Source organism: Butyricimonas sp. Marseille-P2440, assembly GCF_900091675.1.
Classification (GTDB): Bacteria; Bacteroidota; Bacteroidia; order Bacteroidales; family Marinifilaceae; genus Butyricimonas; species Butyricimonas synergistica.
On record NZ_LT594609.1, the window covers coordinates 1,083,842 to 1,108,400 of the forward strand.

17 protein-coding genes are annotated in these 24,559 nt (G+C 47.7%); 13 read left to right on the top strand and 4 right to left on the bottom strand.

What is annotated here, in order from left to right; genetic code table 11:
• Nucleotides 1-64 precede the first annotated feature (64 nt).
• The 12 genes from BN8899_RS10205 (at nucleotide 65) to BN8899_RS10260 (ending at nucleotide 14,844) form a co-directional block, all read left to right on the top strand.
• The gene (locus tag BN8899_RS10205) at nucleotides 65-3,508 is read left to right on the top strand and encodes a SusC/RagA family TonB-linked outer membrane protein (RefSeq protein WP_065219299.1); all 3,444 of its coding nucleotides are present in this window, start codon (nucleotides 65-67) and stop codon (nucleotides 3,506-3,508) included.
• Between the two features lie 14 nt (nucleotides 3,509-3,522).
• Nucleotides 3,523-5,436, top strand: coding sequence for a RagB/SusD family nutrient uptake outer membrane protein (locus BN8899_RS10210; protein ID WP_231932321.1), 1,914 nt, complete (start codon nucleotides 3,523-3,525; stop codon nucleotides 5,434-5,436).
• A 45-nt stretch (nucleotides 5,437-5,481) separates the two neighbouring features.
• The gene (locus BN8899_RS10215; RefSeq protein ID WP_065219300.1) at nucleotides 5,482-6,792 is read left to right on the top strand and encodes a DUF4959 domain-containing protein; all 1,311 of its coding nucleotides are present in this window, start codon (nucleotides 5,482-5,484) and stop codon (nucleotides 6,790-6,792) included.
• 9 nt (nucleotides 6,793-6,801) lie between these two features.
• On the top strand, nucleotides 6,802-8,340 hold the full coding sequence (locus BN8899_RS10220) for a DUF4998 domain-containing protein (protein ID WP_187376842.1): 1,539 nt from the start codon (nucleotides 6,802-6,804) through the stop codon (nucleotides 8,338-8,340).
• A gap of 82 nt (nucleotides 8,341-8,422) precedes the next feature.
• On the top strand, nucleotides 8,423-9,565 hold the full coding sequence (locus tag BN8899_RS10225; RefSeq protein ID WP_065219302.1) for a TlpA disulfide reductase family protein: 1,143 nt from the start codon (nucleotides 8,423-8,425) through the stop codon (nucleotides 9,563-9,565).
• Between the two features lie 113 nt (nucleotides 9,566-9,678).
• The gene (locus BN8899_RS10230; protein WP_065219303.1) at nucleotides 9,679-10,086 is read left to right on the top strand and encodes a LytR/AlgR family response regulator transcription factor; all 408 of its coding nucleotides are present in this window, start codon (nucleotides 9,679-9,681) and stop codon (nucleotides 10,084-10,086) included.
• Nucleotides 10,087-10,197: 111 nt separating this feature from the next.
• Nucleotides 10,198-11,661 (top strand): ATP-binding protein, encoded by a 1,464-nt coding sequence (locus BN8899_RS10235; protein WP_065219468.1) that lies wholly within the window; start codon nucleotides 10,198-10,200, stop codon nucleotides 11,659-11,661.
• A 528-nt stretch (nucleotides 11,662-12,189) separates the two neighbouring features.
• A complete protein-coding gene (locus BN8899_RS10240) occupies nucleotides 12,190-12,705 on the top strand; it encodes a DUF6266 family protein (RefSeq protein WP_065219304.1) in 516 nt (171 codons plus the stop codon).
• 182 nt (nucleotides 12,706-12,887) lie between these two features.
• Nucleotides 12,888-13,172 carry a MerR family transcriptional regulator gene (locus tag BN8899_RS10245; protein ID WP_065219305.1) on the top strand — a complete coding sequence of 95 codons (285 nt, stop codon included), beginning with the start codon at nucleotides 12,888-12,890 and terminating at the stop codon, nucleotides 13,170-13,172.
• Nucleotides 13,157-13,534: a 3TM-type holin gene (locus BN8899_RS10250; RefSeq protein ID WP_065219306.1), complete on the top strand. Its 378-nt coding sequence runs from the start codon at nucleotides 13,157-13,159 to the stop codon at nucleotides 13,532-13,534. The genes BN8899_RS10245 and BN8899_RS10250 overlap by 16 nt, the downstream gene beginning before the upstream one ends.
• Nucleotides 13,535-13,544: 10 nt before the next feature.
• Nucleotides 13,545-14,153: an N-acetylmuramoyl-L-alanine amidase gene (locus tag BN8899_RS10255; RefSeq protein WP_065219307.1), complete on the top strand. Its 609-nt coding sequence runs from the start codon at nucleotides 13,545-13,547 to the stop codon at nucleotides 14,151-14,153.
• A gap of 64 nt (nucleotides 14,154-14,217) precedes the next feature.
• Nucleotides 14,218-14,844 (top strand): DUF6266 family protein, encoded by a 627-nt coding sequence (locus BN8899_RS10260; RefSeq protein ID WP_065219308.1) that lies wholly within the window; start codon nucleotides 14,218-14,220, stop codon nucleotides 14,842-14,844.
• Nucleotides 14,845-14,953: 109 nt separating this feature from the next.
• On the opposite strand, the gene BN8899_RS10265 is transcribed toward BN8899_RS10260, so the two are convergent.
• Complete coding sequence (locus BN8899_RS10265) at nucleotides 14,954-16,276, bottom strand: ATP-binding protein (RefSeq protein ID WP_065219309.1); 1,323 nt, start codon at nucleotides 16,274-16,276, stop codon at nucleotides 14,954-14,956.
• 317 nt (nucleotides 16,277-16,593) lie between these two features.
• Between BN8899_RS10265 and BN8899_RS10270 the strand changes: the two genes are divergently transcribed.
• Nucleotides 16,594-18,756, top strand: coding sequence for a S46 family peptidase (locus tag BN8899_RS10270; protein WP_065219310.1), 2,163 nt, complete (start codon nucleotides 16,594-16,596; stop codon nucleotides 18,754-18,756).
• Between the two features lie 70 nt (nucleotides 18,757-18,826).
• Here the strand turns inward: BN8899_RS10270 and BN8899_RS10275 are convergent, their stop codons facing one another.
• The 3 genes from BN8899_RS10275 to BN8899_RS10285 are packed head-to-tail and all read right to left on the bottom strand — an operon-like array spanning nucleotide 18,827 to nucleotide 24,526.
• Nucleotides 18,827-21,955, bottom strand: a complete 3,129-nt coding sequence (locus BN8899_RS10275) for an efflux RND transporter permease subunit (protein WP_082986988.1) — start codon at nucleotides 21,953-21,955, stop codon at nucleotides 18,827-18,829.
• A gap of 27 nt (nucleotides 21,956-21,982) precedes the next feature.
• Nucleotides 21,983-23,077, bottom strand: a complete 1,095-nt coding sequence (locus BN8899_RS10280) for an efflux RND transporter periplasmic adaptor subunit (protein WP_018337617.1) — start codon at nucleotides 23,075-23,077, stop codon at nucleotides 21,983-21,985.
• A gap of 42 nt (nucleotides 23,078-23,119) precedes the next feature.
• On the bottom strand, nucleotides 23,120-24,526 hold the full coding sequence (locus BN8899_RS10285) for an efflux transporter outer membrane subunit (RefSeq protein ID WP_018337616.1): 1,407 nt from the start codon (nucleotides 24,524-24,526) through the stop codon (nucleotides 23,120-23,122).
• Nucleotides 24,527-24,559: the final 33 nt, after the last annotated feature.

A 24,559-nucleotide genomic window follows, 5' to 3' on the forward strand; every position in this document is an offset into this window, starting at 1 on the left:
GGTGCTCCACTTTGAAGACCTTGTTTAGAGACAAGGCTAATGTTAAATTTAATATCACAAATCTATGAAAAAAAAGACGAAACCAAAAGTCTTTTCGGGACTTTTATGCACGTGCGGAAGGATGTTTAGTGTTTTTTCACTATTCTTGGCAGTGCAACTTCTTTGTTCTGTTTCGCTGTTAGCGCAGCAGGCAAACCAGAAAACCATTTCAATTGACTTTAAAGATTTCAGCGTGTTGCGGGCGTTGCATGAGATTAATCGATTGGGTGGTAATTTAGTGACTTTTCGGGAAGAAGTGGTCATGAAAGAAACGAAAAAGATCACTTTAAAACGGGAAAACATCGCCGTGCTCGAGGCGGTAAAGGCTTGTTTGGAAGGAACAGGATTAATTGCTTCACAACAGGCGAATGGTAAAATTCTTGTTGGACCGAAACAAGAAAGTAATTTAATTAAAGTCAGCGGTCGCATCGTGGACGAGAAGGGAAATCCGATTCCTGGGGCGACAATCGTAATTGTGGGAACGACGCAGGGGGTTGCTTCTGATGCGGATGGAAGGTACACGATAGCGGCTAAACCGGACGATGTGTTGCGGGTTTCGTTTATCGGTTACAAGGCAGAAACCGTTGACATTAAAGGAAAGGAAAAATTAAACATTCGTTTGAATCCCACGGAGGAAAACTTGGAAGAGGTGACTGTTGTGGCTTTCGGGGAACAGAAAAAGGAGAGCGTGGTGTCGGCAATTACGACGGTTGATGTGAAAGCGCTAAAATCGTCAAGTAGTGACTTGACAACTCAATTTGCGGGGAAAATACCCGGAATGATTGCTTGGCAGACGGGAGGTATCCCGGGAGCGATGACCGAGGAAGAGTTGAACACGAAATTCTATATCCGGGGAATCACTTCTTTCCAGACGAATGCGAATATCGATCCTTTGATTTTGATCGATGGAGTGGAATCTTCCAAAGTGGATTTGTCCCGTCTTTCGACGGAGGATATCGAGAGTTTCAGCGTGTTGAAAGACGCTTCTGCAACAGCGATGTACGGGGCTCGGGGTGCTAACGGGGTGATCTTGGTGACCACGAAAAAAGGAGAAGAAGGGAGTGTTTATACATCCCTGCGCTACGAGGCTATCCTGTCGGAAGCGACACGAAAGATCGAAGTGGTGGATCCTGTCACTTATATGAAGATGTATAATCAGGCATTATTGACACGTAACCCTTTGTCCGTGCCGCAATATAGCGTGGAACGTATCCAGCGCACGGGCGACCCGAGGTATCCTTCTTTCGTGTATCCCGCGAACGATTGGTACAAGCTAATGTTCCACGACCATTCGATTAACCATCACATGGGGTTGAACATCCGGGGAGGTTCCCGTCTTGTGCAATATTTTGCTTCTGTTAATTACAACCGGGATGAGGGTATGTTGAAAACAGACCGATTGAACCAGTTTGACACGAATATCAAGAGTAATACATTTTCTTTCCGTACAAACTTGAATATTGATCTGGCTGCCGGAATTCGTTTGTTAATCAACGCTTCGGCAAACTTGGATAAATATCATGGACCGTTTCAAGACGTGACCGAAGCTTATTATCTGGCATTTAACGCTTCCCCGGTGGATTTTGCTCCTACTTACCCGGGTGACGAGAATACAAGTTGGCCGCATCTTCGTTTTGGAGGGGTAACCCGAGAAACAATTAATCCTTATATGCTTCTTCACAAGGGATATAAAGAGAGAAACCGTTATTCAGCAACAACGCGTGCCGAGTATATTCACAACCTCTCCTCTTTAGTGAAAGGTTTGGAATTGCGGGCGAGCGTTTCTTTGAATAAAATAGGATATTATAATAACGCTTACAGCACGAAACCTTTTATGTATGGGTTGAAAAATTATGATTTTGAGCTTAACGAACATGAACTGACTTTTCTTAACGAAGATGAAGCGGAAAGGACGTTAAGCAAGGATGATAGAAATAGTTCTCGAGAGCAGAAAACTCAACTGATGTACGAGGTGCGCGGTTTGCATACGGCAGCTTGGGGTGAACATCAAACCAGCTTGACCGCCGTGTTCAATATGCAGGAAACGACCATATCGGAAACCGCTTCCGTGTTGGATGGAATCCCGAATCGTAATATGGGGCTTTCCATGCGCGGCTCTTATGGGTTTAAGGATAAATATTTCGTCGAAGCCAGTTTCGGGTATAACGGATCCGAACGTTTTGCCAAGAATCACCAGTGGGGATTTTTCCCGGCTGTCGGGGGAGCGTGGATTGCTTCCAAGGAACGGTTCCTCGCGGATAATACTTCCGGTTGGCTATCTTTCCTGAAATTTCGCTTCTCCTGGGGACAGGTGGGGAATGATGGTGTCGTTTCCAATCCGCGTTTCGCTCATCTTCCAGTGATAGGTAGCGGGAGGGTGACGGATCCCCGCAAGGGAGAAACTCAGATGGAAAAATACGTGGTGCAGTCTTATCCGAATACAAAAATCAAATGGGAAATTGCCGAGCAGATGAACTTGGGTATAGAAACAAAATTTTTTGATGGGTTGGTAGAATTGAATGCGGATATTTATCAGGAAATCAGGCATAATATCCTTGATTATCGTTACAATGTGCCGTTAACAACAGGTCTGGCTGCTTTGCAGCTTTCCAACGTGGGGCGTGCCCGTTCACGAGGAATCGATTTGTCCGGTAAAATCCAGCATGCTTTCTCCCCGGATTGCTGGATGATCTTGAACGGCACGTACACGTACAGCAAGGCGATTTACCAGAAGATCGAGGAAGCTACCGATAAACCCGATTGGCAACGCAAGAAAGGTAAGGAGATCTCCCAGCAAATCGGTTACATCGCCGATGGGCTGTTTTATGACGAGGCAGAAATCAAGAGCGCACCCCGGCAGGAGGGCGAGGTGATGCCCGGTGATATCCGCTACCGCGATATTAACAACGATGGGCAAATTGATGTTAACGATGCCGTTTATATCGGTTACCCCACGACTCCCCGCGTGATCTATGGATTTAGTGGATTTTTCAATTATAAAAACTGGGAATTTAGTTTCGCGTTCCAGGGGTCGGGCAAACGCTCGTTCTTTATCAATCCGGATAAAATCAGTCCTTTTGTCAATGATAAGGCTATGTTGAAGGCAATTGCGGACGACCATTGGACGGAGGACAACGTGAGCGAACGTCCTTTCTGGCCGCGTTTGTCCACGCAGTCGATTATCGCGCATAACCCGTATGAAAACTGGGGGGCAAATAAGGAGGAACGTCGGAGTACCTATTTTATGCGGGAGTGTAGTTTCTTGCGTTGTACATCTATCGAATTGGCTTACAATATGCCCCGGAAAGTGCTGGATAAATTGAAAATGCAAAACGTGAAGTTCTATTTGCGCACGAACAACCCTTTCCTGATATCTAATTTTAAGGTGTGGGACGTGGAACTCGGGGATGATGGGTTTAATTACCCGATCCAGCGGACTTACTCGTTGGGTGTAAATATTAGTTTCTAACTAAAAAGACATAAATGATGAAATATTTATTTTGTATAATATTATTGGCGTTTACGCTTGTTTTTTCCGGGTGCGATTATTTGGATGCCGTGCCGGAGAATGATATCCAGACGGTGGAATCCATCTTTGAGCAGCGTAAGGGGGCGGAGAAGTGGAGATTGGGACTTTATGGAGCATTGGGTAACTTGTTCCCAGACGTGTGCTACAATATGTCTTTTTTCGGCGCCGATGAGTTCGTGATCAACGAATACATGAGAAATCAGAAAAACGTTCGCGGTTTTAAAATTTCGGAAGGTTTGCAGATGGCACAAACTCCTTACGGGGATGCGTGGGGAGAAATTTATGTAGTGCTTCGCGATTGTAACACGTTTCTTGATAATATCAATAACGTGTACAACATGAGAGAACTGGAGAAAAAGATGTGGGAGGCTGACGTGAAAGCTCTAAAAGCTTTTCTCTATTTTGAATTGGTACGTCGTTACGGTCCCATCGTGCTAGTGCCTCGGAATTTACCAGCGGATGCGGATATTAAGACACTCCAATTGCCTCGTGTGCACGTGGATACCTGTTTCCGGGAGATTGTTGATTTGTTGGATGAAGCCATTGAATACTTGCCGGCAGGAAGTATGCGCGAAACAAATGAATTGTATGCTTTCTGTAAGGAATCGGCGTACGCCCTTAAAGCCCGTGCGTTGCTTTATGCTGCCTCACCGATGTTTAACGGGAATGCGTTTTACTCTGATTTCAAAGGGAAAGATGGCGAGCCGCTTTTTAACGCCACGTACGACCGGGAAAAATGGAGGATTGCGGCGGAGGCTGCTGATGAAGCGGCTGACGTATGTATCGCGAGGGAACTTTATGGTGGAACTTCCTCGAAAGGTTCGGAAATGTTGAACAAAATATATGACATTGAGCATAGTATGTTTTCTTCATTTGATAATCCGGAGTTCTTGTTGGAATGGAAATGGGAAAATGAGTTGTATTGGTTTATATTGCCGCGGTTGGTAAATGACGAAATGAATTACAATTCGCAGGTTTTTGGAAATGTTTCTCCCTCGATGATGATGGTGGAGATGTACTACACGGAACATGGGTTGCCCATAGATCAGGATAATACATGGGCTTATGCCAACCGTTACAAGATGGCGCGGGAAGCGAGTGGTCTTTACAAAGATGTGGTGCCGCAGAATGAAGATGTGTTGCAGTTGCACTTGCGCCGGGAACCCCGTTTTTATGCTTGTATTGGTGCCGACCGTTGCTATTGGCAACGGGGAATAGATAATCCCGCGTACCAAGTGGATTATACCTTGCAAATCCAGCCTTACAAGGGAGAGAAATGGGGTACTAATTACGATATTCTTACCTCGATTGATTACCAGAATATCAGTGGATATTGGGTGAAAAAACATATTTTCTCGGAATATAGCACAAAAGATTACAATGTTTCAGAGCTTACTTGTCCGCTGATTCGTCTGGCTGAGGTGTATTTGATGCAGGCAGAGGCGTGGAACGAGTATTTGGAGAAACCCGATTACCGGGTGTACGATCCTTTGGATAAAGTCCGTGAACGGGCGGGAATCCCGAAGGTGGTGCAAGCCTGGAAATCTTACGGGAAAAACCCGTCGATGGTGGACACCAAAGAAGGGATGCGTCAGATCATCCGGCAGGAGATCAACATCGAGTTTGCGTTCGAGGGACACCGGTTTTGGAACGTGCGCCGTTGGCTTACGGCTGTTGACGAGTTAAATCACTCACAATTAGGGTGGAATGTCTTGGGTAAAACGGCTACGGAATTCTATAACCGTTACGGGGGACCTATCGAGTTGCCGGTTGGAAAATGCAAGTTCACCGCCCCGCGCGATTATTTGTTCCCGATTAAAGCCGAGGAAATACTGATTTCCGGCATGGTGCAAAATCCCGGTTGGTAACGTTGCGAACCTTGAATTTAAATTTGGTAAATAATAAATCTGTTTATGAGAAATATATCGTATATTTTGTTCCTATTGTTAGGACTGTGGGCTTGTTCGGATGATGACGTTAATTTTGACATCATGCCGGAAAAAGGAATCACTTTCAAGCCCACGGCGGGAGGTGCGATGATGTATTACACGCTCCCGAGAGAACGGGACGTTTATGCCATTAAGGCCAGTTACACGAATGCCCAGGGCGAACATGTAACGAAAAAAGGGAGTTATAACGGGGATTCCCTTTTGCTCGATGGTTTTAACGAATCCAGGAAAGGTGTCCCCGTGAAAGTTTCTTACCTCGACCGTTCCCGGAACGAATCCGAGGCGTTGGAATTGACCTTTGACACACAAGATAGTGCTCCTTACATTTTTATCACGAATGCGAAAGTGGAACCTTCCTGGAACGGTTTCCAGGTATTGTATGAGGCTCCGGAAGTGGTTACCGGGATGGCGCATGTTTTTTACCTGGGCACGAATCCCCTCACGCGTGAGCCGGATACGATTTTGATGCAGAGTTTCGCGATAGCCCGGGGAGGAGATACGTTGACTTATGATTTAAAACAAAAAGATAGGACGAAAAATACAGTCGTGATACGCGTGGATGATTTTAAAGGACATCGTGTGGGACAACAGGTTTTCGAAAATGTAGAATCATACGAGGCTGTAAAATTTTCCGTCCCGAGGGAATCTTGGGATTTCTCTCAAATGCCGGTGGTGACCAATGAGGCTTGGAAAGTGGGGATCTCTTATCTTTTTGATGGGGAATTGAAAGGTGAGCAACGATTTGATTCGAAGTATGATGGGTATGTTCATCGTGAATTTTACACGTTTTTAGCTGGTCCCGATGCGTGGAATAAACCGTTCTTTGTTGATTTGGGAACGGAAAAAGTCCCGGCGTATGTTCGGATTTACGGGATGCAGAATTTGGATCGGGTTATAAATGCAGGGTCAACCGGAGATGGAAGAATTTGGGGAGCTTATTACGGGAGTAAATTGCCTTGCGAGGTAACCATCTATGGTAGTAAGGATAAGGATACTTGGGAGAAAATAGGGAAGTATTCTCAAAGTGAAAATCTCGCGGAGAAGGAGCGTTGGTATTACGCGGAAAAATTAATAAAAGAGAAAAAAGAATTGCAGGCAGCGGATTCGCTTTTTATGGATGTGAAAGTTCGTGCTTCGGAAGATACTTATCGTTATTTGAAAATAGAAGTGAATAAAACGTTTTGGTATTATGATTCATACTACGGGATTGGAAACACGAATCCTTATAACTATGTTTCCATGCATGAATTAGAAGTTTACGTGAAAAAGGATTAAATTATGAGAATGAAAAAATATTTTGTAAAGTTTTTAATTGCAACCTTGGCATTGGCAGGATGCAGCGAAAGCTTGGAAGATACCTATGATGAATACACGGATGGGGGAAGAATCCGGTACGTGGGTAGATGTTACGATGCGAAGGTGGTCCCGGGGTGGCAATCCCTGACGGTGAAATGGGATAGAGCGACGGATGAAACTGTTAAGAATATCAAGGTGGTATGGTCGTTGAATGAGCAAAAGGACTCTGCCTTGCTGGAGCCGAGCGAGTCGTCGTTTAAAATTGATCGCTTGGCAGACGGAACGTATCGTTTCGACATCACGGCAATTGATGATAGCGGCGAGAATTCTTTGGTGGAAACGGTTTACGGGCGCCCTTACACGGAAAGCCATGAGGTGGTACGTACCTTTACCAATGTTGTCACGAAATCTTGGCAAGTGGGAAACAAACTAGTGTGCCGTATGGACCAGTGGAATGAAAATATCCTGGAGGTGCAATTGAAGTACAAAAACACACGGGGAGAGGTGAAACCGGTGAAATTGAGAAAAGAAGATTTTATGGATCCGGAAAATCCTGATTTGGGACAGTTTTACGTGTTGGATGACGTGAGTGACGTACCGACGGATTCTATCGTTATTCTGCGTCGGGGATTACTGGAAAATTGTCCGGATGAGATTGATTTTCCTTCTGTTACGGTGAATAAAAACAGGGCCTTCACGACGGATTTTGTGGTGGCTATCAAAGAGCGTTATGGATTTTCGGACGTGACGGATGAAGAACTGGCGAAACTGAATCATTTCGTGGATACAGTACGGGTTTTGGAATTCGATTACGATATAACTTCCTTGGAAGATGTGCTTTATTGTCCCCGCTTGGAGAAAGTCGTTATCGGCAAGAATCGTTACCTGACCACGCAGACGGAAGAGGCAGACAAGAGTGTTCTGGAGGAACTCGAGAAGAGTGTGGCGATACTCAACCTGGCAAACGAATACCGGGGTGTGACGATTGAACGCTATGGGAAACACTATTTTAAAAAAACTTCTATTCCTTTTATGACAGATTTCGGACTGTCGGTTCTTCCGGATCTGGACTACGTTGACAGGATGGAAATAGACAGTATCACGTGTTCGATAGTCGATGAGCGCGGGGATTTAACTTTGGAACGTTTGTTGGATGATGATCCCGAAACTCGCTGGGAAACGACAAACGTGGGTACGTTAAGGGCTTACGATTTGATTATTTACCTGAAGGAAGAAATGGATATACGCGGCGTGAAGATTGCGCAACCCGTGTATGATTGGTGGGATATGGAAGTACCGGGTTATATGACTTCATCCGTCCAGGTGAAAACATCGACAGATCTGGTGATGTGGGAAGATGCGTCATACGTGGAGGAAAACACGATTGGTAAAGGTTCCGGCGAGAGCGTGCTTGTTCCTGTACGTGAAGGTTCTCGCAAAGCGCGTTATGTCAAAATTACGGTTAATGACCAAGTGTCCGGCGTGAATTCCAGAATCATGTTAGGTGACATCATGGTTTTCAAATAGTAGGCGTTTCTCGATTGCACGATGAAAATACCCCTCCCGACCCCGTTAAAGTCGGGAAGGGAGGGGGGTATTTTAATTTCTAATGATGAAGAAGTTAGTTTTATTATTTTTCTTGATAGGAATAGTATTCCATAAGATAATGGGAAAAATTTCATTAATAATCGGTTTAGTGTTGCTTTTTTCGGTCGTTTGTAAAGCCCAGGAAGGCTACCGGATCAGTGGTAAGGCAAGTGGAATGGCGGACAGCACGCTCTTGTTAATCGCTAGCGAGGGGGAGAAGCCCGACACGTTAGGTTCGACCGTGGTCAAGAACGGCGTTTTCGTTTTCTCGGGCAAGGTGGAGCGTCCCATGGCGGCCTACATCACCCCGATTGGCGGGAACGGGATAATCCCTCTGATCCTGGAGAACGCTACTTTCATGGTAAACGTTAGCAATGCCGGGGCGATGATTCAAGGGGGCAAGCAACAGGAGTTGCTGACCCGCTTCACCCGCATCAGCCAGTCGTTCATGTCGGAGCAAGCCAAGGTGGCGGCAGAGGCACGACAGCCCGGGGCGGATGTAGCCGCCTTGCAAGCCCGGGTGGACCAGGCTTACGAGGCATCGGTGAACGCCACCATCGAGTTAATCAAGGCGCACCCCGACGAGTACGCCACGGCACACGTGATCGCCCTCGGTATCAGTGGTGAAACGGAAGAGGGCTTGCGCTCGAAGTACGAGTTGCTGGGCGAGGCGGCACGTGCCACGATCCCCGGCAAGCGGATCGCCGCCGCTTTGGAGCAGTACGGGAAACTTGCCGTTGGCGAGGTCGCCCCGAACTTCACGCTGGAGAAACCCGACGGGAATACGTTCTCGTTGCACGACTTGCCCGCCAAGTTGAAGTTGGTGTACTTTTGGCTCTCGACGAACCCCGTTTGCCGGGAGGACAACACCGACCTGGTGAAACTTTACCTGCAATACCGCCCGCTGGGGTTGGAAATTGTCAGCATCTCGCTTGACGAGAACCGTGGAGAGTGGCGCAACGCCGTCGGTCTGGACGGAATGGTGTGGACGAACGGATCGGACTTGCAAGGCTTTGCCTCTCCGGTAGCCCGTCTTTACATGGTGCACGACGTGCCCATGACGTATCTCGTCGATGGCGAGAACCGCATCGTGGCGAAAGGGCTCCGCGAGGATGCACTTCGTGATACGGTGGCGAAATTGCTGAAAAAGAGCAAGAAAAAGTAATAGTCTTTTACAATTGGTGCGTGCTGGGGGGAAGTCGCTTGGCGGCTTTCCCCTTTTTGTTTATACTTTCCGCCCGTCGGTGAATATTTCATGAGGCATAACTTTAATTGTCTATGAAAACAGATTTATCGGGTGTGGACGCACCTCTGAGCGTGTCACCTTTGGTGGCAGACGGCTTGTTTATTCGCCAGGACGAGTATTACAAGAAATATTTTTACTCCGACATCGTTTGGATCGAGGCGTCGGCTAATTATAGCGATTTCTATTTTAAAGATAAATCCCGGATCACCGTGGCGTGTCGTTTGGGAGTCGTGGAGCGGCAGTTGCCGGATGCGCATTTTGCCCGAGTCCACCGTGGATTTATCCTGAACCTTCGTTATGTCGACACGTGGGCGGGCAACTCCTTGCGTGCCGTCGGGAAATGGTTCCCGATCGGGGATCATTACCGGAAAAACGTGTTGGCTTGTTTCAATATACTGGATACTTCCCGGGAGTACCCGAAAACGGGGCGAGAGAAGTAATCCTATAATTTAATATTCACCGGTCTCGTGGATAAGTTTATCGACGGGCTCCGGTGAAAGATCATTTAAAAAGCATTATCTTTGCATTTATATTATTGATTTGTAATGTATATGTGTATAGACAATCTTGATATAGTAAAACAACAGATAGCCGAAAAGGAAAACGGACACGTGGAGTTCAAGGAAACTACCGGGCAGTTGGAGCGTGGAATGGAAACGCTTTGTGCTTTTCTTAACGGGGAGGGTGGTTCTGTGCTGTTCGGTGTGACCGATAAAGGTAAGATTATCGGGCAGGAAGTAAGTGACAAAACCAAACGTGATATTGCCGAAGCTATACGGCGTATTGAGCCGTTCGTGACTATTGATGTGTCGTATATAGACATACCGAATACCAATAAGTATATTGTTGTCTTGTCAGTGGATGAACAACACTATATGCGTCCATTTGCCTATAAAGGACGGGCTTATCAACGGGTAGAGAGTGTAACATCTGTTATGCTGCAAGACCAATATAATCTTCTGCTGATGCAGCGTGGAGGGAGCTATGGTTGGGAATCAATGGTCAATCCCGAACTTCAAATTGAAGATCTTGATGAAAACGCCATTATGGGAGCCGTTCGCGCTGGAATCAGAGGTGGGCGTTTGCCCGAAACTACCATTGCGGAAAGTATTCCTGCTATTCTTGAAAAATTGGATTTGCTGCACAATGGAAAACTGAACAATGCGTCGGTTGTTTTGTTCGGTCGTAAATTTTACGGTTATCCCCAATGTTTGTTGCGAATGGCACGTTTCAAAGGAACGACTAAAGAAGAATTTTTGGACAACCAACGTGTTCAAGGAAACATCTTTGAGCTATTGGATGCGGCAATGGCATTTTTCTTCAAGCATTTGTCTCTTTCGGGAAAAATAGAGGGTTTATATCGTGAAGAAGAATTAAGTGTTCCGTATAAAGCATTGAGGGAGTGTTGTATAAATGCTTATGCGCATCGCTTTTACCATCATCTTGGAAGTTCCGTCAGCATAGCAATATATGATGACAGAATAGAAATTACAAACAGCGGGGCGTTTCCGGTGGACATGTCAATAGAGCGTCTTTTAAGTACGCACGATTCACAACCCCATAATCCAATTATTGCTAATGTTTTGTACAAGAGTACTGTCTTGGAGAGTTGGGGGCGAGGCATTAAGCTGATGATTGACGAGTGCCGACGGGTAGGTATTTCAGAACCGGAATTCCATGCAGATGGTGGATTCGTGTGGGTCGTGTTCCGCTATATTAGGACTGTGGCAGGACAAGACAAGTACCGCCCAAGTACCGCCCAAGTACCACCCAAGTACCACCCAAGTACCACCCAAGTAGAGAATTTGATTACAATAATGGGGAATGGTACATATTCAGTTGCAGAAATGATGGAGAAACTGCAATTAAATAATCGCAGATATTTTACAAAGGAATATCTGAAATCCGCTATTACAGAAGGTTTTGTAGAGTTACTTTATCCTGAAAGTCCTAAACATCCCAAACAAAAATACCGCTTGACGGACAAAGGAAGGGACTTGTTGACAAGATTTTAGAGGGGGGCATGTTTACAGAGGAGGAACTGGTGACTCTTCCCGAAAATGGTGAATGTTTCAGCTTCCCCTCGTTTTTCAACATTCGAATGGTATTTGATTGATAAATTATTCGTCTGTATACTGATGAATAATTTGCGATTTTCTTTCAGTATAATGAAAGATTTTCTTTCAGCACGAGAGTTGTGAGGTGTCAGTAGGCGCCTGTGTCAGTTTTCGGGGTGTTTATACAGTTATTTGACCCTCTGTGTCATTTAGTTGGTGGCGGGCGACGGGGGGTATATCTTTGTATCGTTGATTTAAAAATAAAAGATGATGAGAATTTTAAAAAACACGGTACAAGAGGTTGGGGATACCTGAAGAATTCCCGGAGAGGACGGGGAGTGGTTCCGGTGAAGACAGGGAACAAAGTCCTTTTAAACTCCTTACAAAGTCCTTTCAAAGACCTTCGGGGAGGTGTTTGAAACGAGAGTGATAGGAAAGAGAAACGAGAGAGTAAGTTTATTTGTTATTATTTTCAATTTAATCAGTATGGCTAAAGCAGATAAGTTGATATCGGGAAAAATCGGGAACACGGTCTTTTATCAAGTCGGGCCGGATACCCGGGTACGGAGTACCCCGGCGGAATACTCGGACGCGAAGACGCCGGGGCAGATGGATTGCCGTTCTCAGTTCATGGTGGCGATTCGTTTCTATCGACACATGGTGACGACGCCCTTGCGGGAAGTGTGGCGAGTGGCGGCAGGGGGTATGTCGGCGAGTGGTTACAATTTTTTCATGAAGTTGAACATGAAAGTTTTTAAACCGGACGGGAAGATCGCGGATTTTTCACGGTTGCAGTTGGCGGTGGGGATGATGCAAGAGGTGAATAATCTCCGGGGGGAGGTGGACGACCGGGATGTTGTCACCTTGACGTGGGAGGAAAATGCCGGGTTGGCTCCGGCACGAAAGAACGATACGTTGATGATCGTCGTGCTATATGGCGATCGCTCGTTTACGCTCGTTTACGCCCGTGTTTGCCGGGACCGGCGGGGCAGCGAGGGGTGACGGGAGAGCGGTGTTCCGGTTGGAAAGAAAGCGGGGCACGGCGGCACACCTGTACTGCTTTTTCCGGGAGAAGGAGGGAAAGGCGTATTCCTCGAGCCAGTATTTACGGGTGTAAGGATTTAGAGATTCAGTGATTCTCGATTCAGTGATTTAATTTTCAACTTTTAATTTTCAATTAATTTATGGCAAACAAAAACGAAAAAGGGGAAGAGATGATCCTGTTGCAGCGGGAGCTGAAGGAGCTCCGGTTGGAGGTAAAATTGGCGATAGAGACGGCGGCGAACGTGTCGCACAGGTTGATGACCACGAAGGAGGTTTGCAAGGCGATGGGTATTTCCGCCAAAACGTTGCTCCGTTACGAGAAGTTGTTCGCGATACCCGTGCGGCGTATGGGACGCAAGAAGTTTTACTTCGAGGCAGAGGTTAAGAACAGTATTCTAGCGGGATTCCGGTGGTGGAAGGAGTAAAGGGTGTGGTCAGGGCGGTTGGCGAGGTGGTCAACCGGCTGACACTCCCGGCGAGGGAGAAACGGCAACTGGAAGCGGATTTGTTACAGGTGTTCGCGGAATGGGAGCGGGCACGGGTGGAGGCGCAATCGGCGGTGCTGGTGGAGGAGGCGAAGGGAAGTTGGTTGCAGCGATCGTGGCGGCCGCTGGTGATGTTGGTGTTCGCGGTGATCGTGTTGGTCGGAACGTTCACGAGCCTGCCGATCCTGGACGAAACGTCCCGTTTCTGGGACTTGCTGGAAATCGGCCTGGGCGGTTACGTCGTGGGTCGGGGCGGAGAAAAAATCGCAGGAGCGATTTTTAAGTTAAAAACTAAAAGATAAAAACTAAAAGATGGATTCATTTTCAATTTTCAATTCTCAATTTTCAATTGTCAACCACCGTTTGATGGGCGACCGGGTGCGCCATCTGGTTTGCGCGAAGAATACCCGGAAACTGGTGGGACCGGACATGATCGTCCTGCACTATACCGCCGCGTGGGGAGCCGAGGCGGCGGCGATTTACCTGACTCGCCCTGACGTGGGTGCTTCCGCCCATCTGGTGGTGGGGCGTGACGGGGAGGTCATCCAGCTGGTGCCGTTTGACACGGAAGCGTGGCACGCCGGGCGTAGCTGGTACGCGGGACGGTCGGGTTTGAACCGTTATTCTATCGGGATCGAGCTGGATAACCTGGGGTTGCTCCGCTTGTCGGGAGGAATGTTCGTTGCCGAGTGTGGTCGGGTTGTCCCGGCGGAAGATGTCTTCGCGCACGAGTCGGGGGGAAAACTGACTTACTGGCACCGCTACACGAGGGCGCAGGTGCAAGCCCTGGTGAAGATTTGTAGCGTGCTGGAGGAGTGTTACCCGATCCGCGATGTCGTGGGGCATTCCGCGGTCACGAACCGGAAAGTCGATCCGGGGCCCGCGCTGGAGGAAGCTTTTAAGGATTTCGGGATTAGGTGATTTACGATTCAATGATTCAGTGATTTTAATTTTCAATTTTTAACTTTCAATTTTCAATTATTTTATGGCAGAATTTAATTCTTATTTGTTAGGGAAAGCGAGAAAATCAGTAGGTAACATCACGTTGTGTTACACGAGATGCAAGAACATCGCGAAAGCGAAAGTGTTCGCGAGGAAGGATAACCCGACGCCAGAGATCCTGGCGCAGCGGGCGAGGATGAAAGTGCTGGTGCAGTTGTCCCGGAGTCTTTTGCCAGTGATACAGAAAGGGTTTGTCGGTATCGGGAAGGGTTCCACGTCGAACGCGTTCGTGGCGGAGAACATGGGAGCGATAGAGGTGAACGAGAAGAACGAGGCGAGCGTCAATTTTGAACGATTGCTGGTGGCGGCAGGAATGCTCAACCCGCCGAAGGTGACCGTGACGTACAGCGAGGATAACCAGAAGTTTCTTTTCGAGCAAGCGGAGCAGGAAGAAGAGGACGGGTTCGCGTTGGCTGACGACCTGGTGTACGGGGTGCTGTACGAAACGGAACGGGAACGGGCAAGGTTGGTGGCGTTGAGACCCCGGGGTGAAAGTGGCAGTACTACTTACGCGCTCCCGGACGAGTGGGATAACACGAAGGTGAAGGTGTATTGCTTTGCCCTGCAGAAAAACGGGAAAAGGGCGTCGGATAGCTTGCTGATTTTGTGATTTACGATTTCCGATTCAGTGATTCCAGCCGCACGGGGCTTCGCTTTTGTGCGGCGGAATCCCTTTTCATTTTCAATTTTCAACTTTCAATTGTATGAATTATTTTTAGTTATACGGCATGGAATTTATCGCCCAAGGCGTATAACGGGCAAAGGCGGATGTTGTTGTATTGCCCGAAGTTTTCCAGTGATGAACGGACTCCGTAGGGAGGATGTTTTTCTTCCATGAATAAATGGAGGCTGTGCATACTGCCTTTCGTTCCGGATTTTATTTCGAGTGGGAGGATATGTTGCTCTTGTTGTAGAATGTAGTCTACTTCGGCATGGCTGTTTTTGCTTTCCCGTTGCCAATAATAAAGTTGGCTTTTTTGGTATGCGGGTGCGGCTTTTAGTAATTCCAGGGCTGCAAATTGTTCGGCGATAGCTCCTTTGTTTACGTTCTCCCAATCCTCAGCCGTGAGTAGTTGTGCGGTATCCAAGTGTACCATTCGTTGGAACATACCTGTATCAAGTAAGAATAATTTGAAGAAAGAGGAGTTGATTCCTGCACCTACAGGAATGCCGTTTGCCGAGGTTCGATACACCGGGATCGCTAATCCTGCCATCGTTAGTAAATCGACGGCTTCTTTGATTTGCCGGTAATTACTTTCCAGGCTGGCTTTGGAATAGACAAATTTTCCCCCGGTTTGTTCAGCAATAGAATCGAAAACTTCACGGATACGAAGGGTGGGCACGTTTTCTTTATATTTAGCAAAGTCATCTTGGAAAGAGATCCTAAGATCATCGATGACTTGCATACATTGTAGCATGCTGTTCGTTTCCACGTACGTGGCGATTACCTCGGGCATCCCTCCTAAAATAAGGAATTGTTTCAAGTGTTCATTCAGTTTTTGGTGGAAAATCGTATCCAGAGGGTGTTGGATGTCTGCTTTCTTTTTGGCATCGAGAAGCATATCCATTCCTATGGCGGATAAATATTCGTTGAAGGATAAAGGATATATGAACGCTGAACGTATACGCCCGACCCCAAATGAAGAAAGATCGGTTAGTGCAAATTCCAATAATGAACCAGCGGCAATGACGTGTAGTTCTGGGTATTTTTCGTAAAAAAAACGCAGGGATTCTATAGCCGGCTTACAACTTTGTATTTCGTCCAAAAAAAGTAATGTTTCCCTGGGGATGATAGGTGTTTCGTAGTAAAGAGAAAGGCGGTCACAGATTTGTTGGGGGTTTAGATTGCCCTGAAAGAAAGTTCTGACTTCTTTTTCACTCTCGAAATTGACTTCTACAAAATGAGTAAATTTCTTTGATAGTTCTCTGACCGTGGAGGATTTACCTACTTGTCTGGCTCCTCTTAAAAGCAATGGCTTCCTTTGAGTGGAATTTTTCCATTCTTCAAGAGTGGTGTCTATGGTTCTTTTAATATATCTCATTTCGTGTTTATTGCATTAAATCCAAGGTAAAAATACAACATGTTTGCATTAAATCCAAGGCAATACTCATTAATTTTTGCATTAAATCCAAGGTAATGCGATGGAATGTGTAATATTCATTTCTGCCCTCCAAGTGCTTGTCTTTCCAATGAAAGAGAATGTTATAATAATATTAAATCATGGGAAGTTACGTGATATTTCTATGAATTAAATTGTATATTCGCGATCGTTTGCCGTTGGGAAGTAGGCGGTGAATGAGTGGTTTTGTGGTGAAGGAATGAATAAATTCAATTATATATAACGTGAAATTTAAACAGATGAAGAAAGTTTTATTTATTGTATTTGCTTTACTTTCAACGTCAATCGTGCGGGCGGATGAAGGTATGTGGCTGCTGTCCCTGCTTGGGAAGAACATCGAACAGATGCAGGCGCAAGGGTGTAAATTGACAGCGGAAGATATCTATTCCGTGAACAAGGCGTCGTTGAAGGATGCTATCGTGGGATTGGGTAACGCCGGACGTCCGTTTCGGCATTTTTGTTCAGGGGAGATCATCTCTGACAAAGGTTTGGTGTTGACAAACCATCACTGTGGTTTTGGCGTGATTCAAAAGCACTCTACTTTGGAGCATGATTACTTGTCTGACGGTTTTTGGGCTTATGACATGAAAGACGAGTTGTTGAATCCCGGTATCACGGCTTCCATCCTGCAACGCATGGAGGATGTTTCCGACAAGGTGAATGCCGTGTTGAACGACAACATGACAGAAGAAAAACGTGCTCAGGCTATTGCAGTTATTTCAAAACAACTCTCTACGGAGGCTGTAAAAGGAACTAATTTGCAAGCACAAGTTATTGATATGTTCGAAGGCAACCAGTTCTTCTTGTTGGTGTACAAGATTTACCAGGATGTCCGTTTGGTGGGAGCTCCGCCACAGAGCATGGGTAAATTCGGTGGTGACACGGACAACTGGGTATGGCCCCGCCACACTGCCGACTTCTGTATGATGCGTATCTATACCGCACCGAACGGAGAACCTGCTCCTTATTCACCGAACAATGTTCCGTTGAAGCCGAAACATCATTTGCCTGTTTCTGCAAAGGGTGTGCAGGATGGTGATTTCGCCATGATCATGGGATTCCCCGGAACAACCGACCGTTTCCTGACTTCTTTCGGGTTGAAGGAGACGATGGACGTGACGAACGATATTCGTTATAAAGTGCGTACCGAGAAATTGCGCGTGATGAAAGAAGGAATGAATGCCGATCCGAAGACCCGTATCCAATACGCTTCCAAGCATGCACAATGTGCTAACTACTGGAAATATTCTCACGAGCAGAATATCGCTTTGAAGAACTTGAACACGATGGGTGAGAAAGAGAAGATCGAGCGTGAATTTACCGCTTGGGTAAATGCAGATCCGGCTCGTAAAGCTAAATATGGCAACGCTTTGACGATGATCAAAGAAGGATACGAGGCTATGCATCCGTACAACGAGGCAATGAACTATATGCAGGAAGCCGGTCTTCAAGGTGCGGAAAGCCCCTTGTTTGCCGTTCGCGTAAGCAACACGTTGAAAGCGTATTACGACGAGAAGACCCCCGAGATGATCAAGGAACGCATGATGGAAGCCATCAAGGGGAATGCACAGGAGTTCTTCAAGGATTACAACAAGGATGTGGAGAAAAACTTGATTGCCGTGATGTTTAAAATGTACAGTGATAACGTGGCTGAAGAATGGCATCCGGAAGTGATCAAGATGATCAACAAAAAATATAAAGGTAATTACGAGAAATATGCCAAGGAAGTATCCGATAAATCTATCTTTACTGACCAGGCTCGTTTTGATGCCTTCCTGGCAAAGCCTGACATGAAGAAATTGGAGAAAGATCCCGGGTATATCATGGGTAGTTCTTTGTTCGAAACTTACCAGAAATTGGGAGGGGCGACCGAAGAAATGCGCACGAAAGTTGCCAAAGGCGATCGCTTGTTCGTGAGAGGTTTGATGGAGATGCAACCCGAGAAGGTGTGGGCTCCGAATGCCAATTCAACGATCCGTTTGACTTACGGTAACGTGAAGAGTTACAAACCGAGAGATGCCGTGTTCTATGATTATTACACGACGTTGACGGGTGTTATGGAGAAAGAAGGTCCGAAAGGAACTGAATTTGAAGTACCGCAGAAATTGAAAGACTTGTATTACGCTAAGAATTTCGGTCGTTACGGTGCGGATAATATCTCCGTAAACTTTATCACGAATAATGATATTACAGGTGGTAACTCCGGTTCTCCGGTAATCAACGCTTATGGCGAGTTGATCGGAACCGCTTTCGATGGTAACTCTGAGGCTATGTCCGGGGATATCGATTTCGAGGAAAACCTGCAAAGATGTATCAACTTGGATACCCGCTATATGTTGTTCATCGTGGACAAACTGGCAAATGCACAAAATCTGATCGATGAGATGACGATCGTGTATTAATGGGTCTGTAAGGTTCATAAAGTTTATAAAGTCCATAAGGTCAGGGTTTGATCTTATGGACTTTGTGTTTTTAGGAACTTTTTTTCTTTTTCCGGGTAAACCATTCTTGCACGGACTCCATGATGTAATAGAAGTTAGGCATGAAGAGGGTACCGACGAGTGAGGTCATGAGCATCCCGTAGAAGACGGCGGTGCCGAGGGAAATACGGCTTGCGGCTCCGGCTCCAGTAGAGATGATCAGGGGAAATACCCCAAGGATAAAGGCAAAAGAGGTCATGAGGATAGGGCGTAGACGTACCCGTCCTGCCTCGAGAGCCGCTTCGCTGATGGGTTTTCCTGCTGCCCGGTAGTCTCGGGCAAATTCGACGATCAGGATGGCATTCTTTGCCGTGAGGGCGATCAGCAAGATGATGCCGATTTGCGTGTAAACACTGATCGGCAGGTTCATGACCAGGCAGCCGATGACGACACCGAGAAGAGCGATCGGCAATCCCATGACGACGGCAAAGGGGGAAGTCCAACTTTCATACTGGGCGGCAAGAATCAGGAATGCCACGAGGATTGCCAGGATAAAAATGACAGAGGTGGTCGAGCCGGCACTTTCTTCTTGGTAAGATAGTCCCGTCCATTCGTACCCGAACGTGTTGCCTAACTCTTGTTTGACGAGTTGCTCCATGGCTTCGAGGGCTTGACCGGAACTGTATCCCGGGGCTGCTGATCCGGATATGGAGGCTGCCGCGTAGGTATTGTATTTAGGTAGTAATTCCGTTCCTAGGCGTTGTTCCACAGTGGTAAATGCCGAAAACGGTACCATGTTGCCTTGTGCATTCTTCACGTTAAGGAATAATACATTGTCGATCACTTCCCGGCTGGAAGGCAATCCCTGGAGGTTGACCTGGAAGGTGCGCCCGTATTTCACGAAATTGTTGACATAGATCGAGCCGATGTATGCCGACAGGGCGCTGAACACGTTGCCGATAGGGATTTGCATGAGTTCCACTTTGTCCCGGTCGATGTCCAGGTAATACTGGGGTACGCTGGCGCTGAACGTGGAGCGGAGCATGGCGAGCCCGGTCGATTGGTTGCCGGCATCGACGAGGTGGTTTGTTGCCTGTTGCAGGGATGCCGAACCGTAGTTATTGATGTCTTCCAACATCAGCTGGAAACCGCTGCTTTCTCCCAACCCCGGTATGGGTGGGGGCGACACGGCATAGCTTTGGGCTTCCGGAATTTCCGCGTAGGCGAGTTCATTGAAACGGGTGGTGATGGCGTCTACACCGAGAGTTTTTGCTTTCCGTTGATCCCAGTTTTCAAGCATCACGAAAATGGAGGCTGCATTGGAACTCTGGGCGTTGTCCATCATGGAGAAGCCGTTGATGGTAATATAGGTTTGTACACCGTCAATGCTGTTCAATATTGCCCCGGCTTTAGCGGATGCCTCTTCCGTGCGGGAGAGCGAAGCCCCGTCGGGGAGTTGCATGGAAACAATGAAATATCCTTGGTCTTCGTTGGGTACAAAGGTGGTCGGTCGGTACATGAAACCCAGGAAGGCAAGTACCGACAGAACGATGAAGACAAACAAGGTGAGTACAGATTTCCGGATAAAGCCCCTCACGACCCACATGTACCCGTTCGTCGTCTTCTCGAAGAACTTGTTGAATCCCCGGAAGAGGAAAAAACGGGTCGGTTTGGCGGGTTTCAAGAACAAGGCGCACAATGCCGGGCTTAATGTCAGGGCGTTGAATCCGCTGATGATGGTAGAGGCGGCAATGGTCAAGGCGAACTGCTTGTAAAGCGATCCGGTGATTCCCCCGATAAAGGCGGTGGGAATGAACACGGCGAGCAGGACGAGGATTATGCCGACGATGGCGCCCGACACTTCTTTCATGGCTTGCGTGACAGCTTCCCGCATATTAGCGTATTTCCCGGTTTCGATCAGCCGGTAACTATTCTCGACAATGATGATGGCATCGTCGACTACAAGCCCGATGGCGAGTACCAGTCCGAAAAGGGTAAGCGTGTTGATGGAGAACCCGAGCAGGTTCATGAACGCGAATGTCCCGACCAGTGACACGGGAATCGCGATCAACGGGATCAGCATGGCTCGCCAGTTTTGCAGGAATAGTAATATAACAATTAGCACGAGAATAAAAGCTGTGCCGAGGGTTTTATATATTTCTTTGACCGAGGCATGGATAAACTCCGTGGTGTCAAGCGTGATGTTTAGATGTACCCCTTCCGGGAGGTAGGAGGAGAGGGTGTTTACCCGTGTCTTGATTCGCTGGGAAACGTCGATTGCATTGGCTCCGGGGAGCTGGTAGATGGCGATGGCGGCGACGGCTCCTCCTTTCAAGGTGGCACTGGAACTGTATGTTTGGCTGCCGAGTTCCACGGTAGCAACATCCTTTACCCGGAGGTATTTTCCGCCGGGAAGCGCTTTGATGATGATGTTGCCGAACTCTTCTTCATCGACAAGCAATCCTTGTGTTTCCAGCGTGTACTGAAATGCCACGGGGGACGCTAAAGGCGGAGCCCCGACGGAACCAGGTGCCACTTGTATGTTTTGGCTTTCGATGGCGGTAATGATTTCTTCCGGGCTGACGTCCCGGATGGCAAGCAGGTTGGGGTCTAACCAGATGCGCATACTGTAATTGCCCGCCCCGAATGAGCCGACGTTGCCTACTCCTTTGATACGGCTCAACTCGTTGACCAAGTTCAGTTCGGCATAATTGGAGAGGTACAGGGCGTCGTAGTTCGGATTGTCGGAGGTCAAGGTAAGGAACATGACCACGTCGGTAGATTCTTTCGTGGTGGTAATACCCAATTTAGTGACTTCCTGCGGGAGTGCGCTTTGGGCTATGTTTACCCGATTCTCGACCAGAACGGTAGCCATATCTAGATCCGTGCCGACCTCGAAGGTCACCGTGAGTTTGTACACTCCCGCGCTGGATGAGGTGGACGACATATAAAGCATTCCTTCTACCCCGTTGACTTGTTGCTCGATGGGGGTAGCCACCATTTGGGCAATGGTGGTAGCGTTCGCTCCCGGGTATTGTGCTTCCACGACAACCGTGGGAGGCGTGATCGTGGGGTATTGCTCCACGGGCAATGATCTCAACGAGATTACTCCTGCCACCACGATAAGGATGGAAAGGACGGTTGCGAATATAGGGCGATTGATGAAAAACTTGGACATAATCGATTCTGTGATTTAGTAATATTAAATCTAAAATGGATTGATTTTCATTCCCGGGCGGATGTTGATGAGGGCTTTGGTCACGTAACGGTCTTCCGTGGTGGCGCCGTTGATGATTTCCCGCATACCGTCGGGGGTGAGGACTCCGACTTTTACCTGGCGGAATTCCACGGTATTGTCGGGTGTCACGAGATAGACGTAGCGTCCTCCCTGGTTGGTGCCGATGGAGGCTTCGGGAATGACGACCGCTTTAGGGACACTCTTGTAAGGCACGACGACTTTCACGTACATCCCGCTCAGTAATTCCCCGTTCGGGTTTCTGGCGATAGCCCGTACCGTGATAGTTCCCGTGCTGAGGTCTACATTGGGCGAGCGGTAATCGAGGGAAGCAATCCACGTTTTCTCGGGATTATTCACGTCTTGTATCGTGACGGGCAAAGCCGAGGGACTGTCTTGGGGCAGTTGCATGAAGTCGGCGTAAGCCATGTTGAAATAGAGGTACATCTGGTTGTCCTTGTATATAGTTGCCAGTGCCGAATTGTCGGCGGCGGTTCCGACCATGTTGCCGGCATCAATCATGTTGCGGGAGATGCGTCCCGTGAAGGGCGCTTTCACCGTGCAATAGGAGAGGTCGATATTCGCGGAACTCAGTTGTGCCCGGGCATCCTCGTAAGCGGCAACGGCTTCTCCGTAGTCTGATTGTGCTTGCAAATAGTCAATCTCGCTGATTGCCTTGTTTTTTACCGCTTCTTTCATGCGTTCGTAAGATGCCTTGGCGTATGCCAGTTTGGATTTGCAACTTTCCACGTTTGCCTCGGCTTGGGCGACTTTGTCCTTGTACGGTTGGGGTTCAATCACGAAAAGAGTCTGTCCTTCCCGCACTCGTTGTCCGGGTGTGAAATGGTAGGAATCGAGATACCCCGATACGCGGGCAACCAGGTTGACCGTCTGCTCTGCCTCCATGTACCCGGGATACTCGAACGTGTAGACTACGGTACGTAGTCCGGGATGCGCCACCTCCACGGAAGGTGCTTCCGGAGCCTCCTGCTTTTGCTTGGTTTTCCCGCATCCTGCTAATAAGATAGCCAAAACAAAAGAATAGTTTATAAAGTTCTTAAAGTTCATAAGTTCTTAAAGTTTTAAATCCGTAAAGTCCATTTTCAATTTTCAATTCTCCACGGGCCATCCTCCTCCCAAAGCCTGGTAGAGTTCTATCAGGTAGCGAAGCGATGCGGCACGGGCTTCCACGAGCGAATTCTCGTAATTCAATAAACTCAGTTGTGACGTGAGCACGTTCTGGTAGCTGGTTAAGCCGTTTTTATATTGTTCTATCGCCAAGTCCAACGTCAGCTTTGATTGCTGGTAGGCGTCGTTTAAGGCGGAAATCTGCGATAGTGATTTGTTGTAAGTCACGAGGGCATTGTCCACTTCCTGCAAGGCGGTGAGCAAGGTTTGGTTATACGAGTTGATCTCTTCGTCCAATTGCAGTTGGGCGGATTTCTTGGACTCCACGAGATTACGCCCGCTGAATATTGTCCATTTGATGGAAGGGGCAATTTGCCAAATCATATTTTCTTTGTCCGTGAGATGCTCGAAGTTTTCGGAGGCATAACCGATATATCCGGTCACGAGGAATTTCGGCCACCAGTCGGCACGGCTTGCCCCGACGGCTTCGGCAAGCCCGTCAATCGTTCGTTCGGCAGAACGTACGTCCGGGCGTTGGCGGATCAGGTTGGCGGGAATCCCGACGGCAGCCGCTCTCGGGTTCTCCGGAAGCGGGTGATCTTTGAATAAAGAATCCCGGATGGGTTCGGCGTGCTCCCCGATCAATACCCCGATCAGGTTGATTTGTTGCGCGATCGTCGACTCTATACCCGGCAGGGATGCTTTCGTTTGCAAGTAGAGGCTTTTTGCCTGAGCCACATCGAGCCGGGAAGCCAATCCCACGTTTAACTTGGTTTCCGTGAGTTCCATCACTTGTTTCTGGGATTCGATGTTTCTTCGCGTGACTTCCAGTTGTTTTTGGGCACAACGGAGATTGACATATGCCGTGGATAGTTGGGCGGCAAGCGATACCATAACACCCCGGTAGTCTTCCTGTGCGGCGAGATAAAATTCTTTCTGCGAGGAACTTTCTTTACGGATGCGACCGAAAACGTCAAGTTCCCAGTTTAAATTCACCGTGGCACTTCCCACCCGTTCGATTATATTTTTCTTGTCGGCACTGAGGCTGCTCTTTTCGGGAGCATAGCTGCCCGCGAAATAGATCGTCGGGTAATAAGGGCTTCGGTCTACCCGTAATTTGGCTTTTGCCATTTCTATTTTGCGGATAGCATTACGGACATCGTAGTTTTTGACAACGGCTTTGTCAATCAAGGTGTCAAGAATGGGATCTTTGAATAATTTCCACCACTCGTCGTTCGAGGGGAGAGTCTGTTGGAGGTTGGGGGCGTTGCTCGTCCTTTTGTAAGGTTTGTTGACTTGTGGCGGGGCAGCTTTCCCCGCCAAAGTGATAAGTGTAAAAATGATAAACGACAGGATACATCCCGTCCTCGTCATAGCAGCCAGTCTCATAGCGTATAAATTGTGTTAGTCTATTTTCTACTA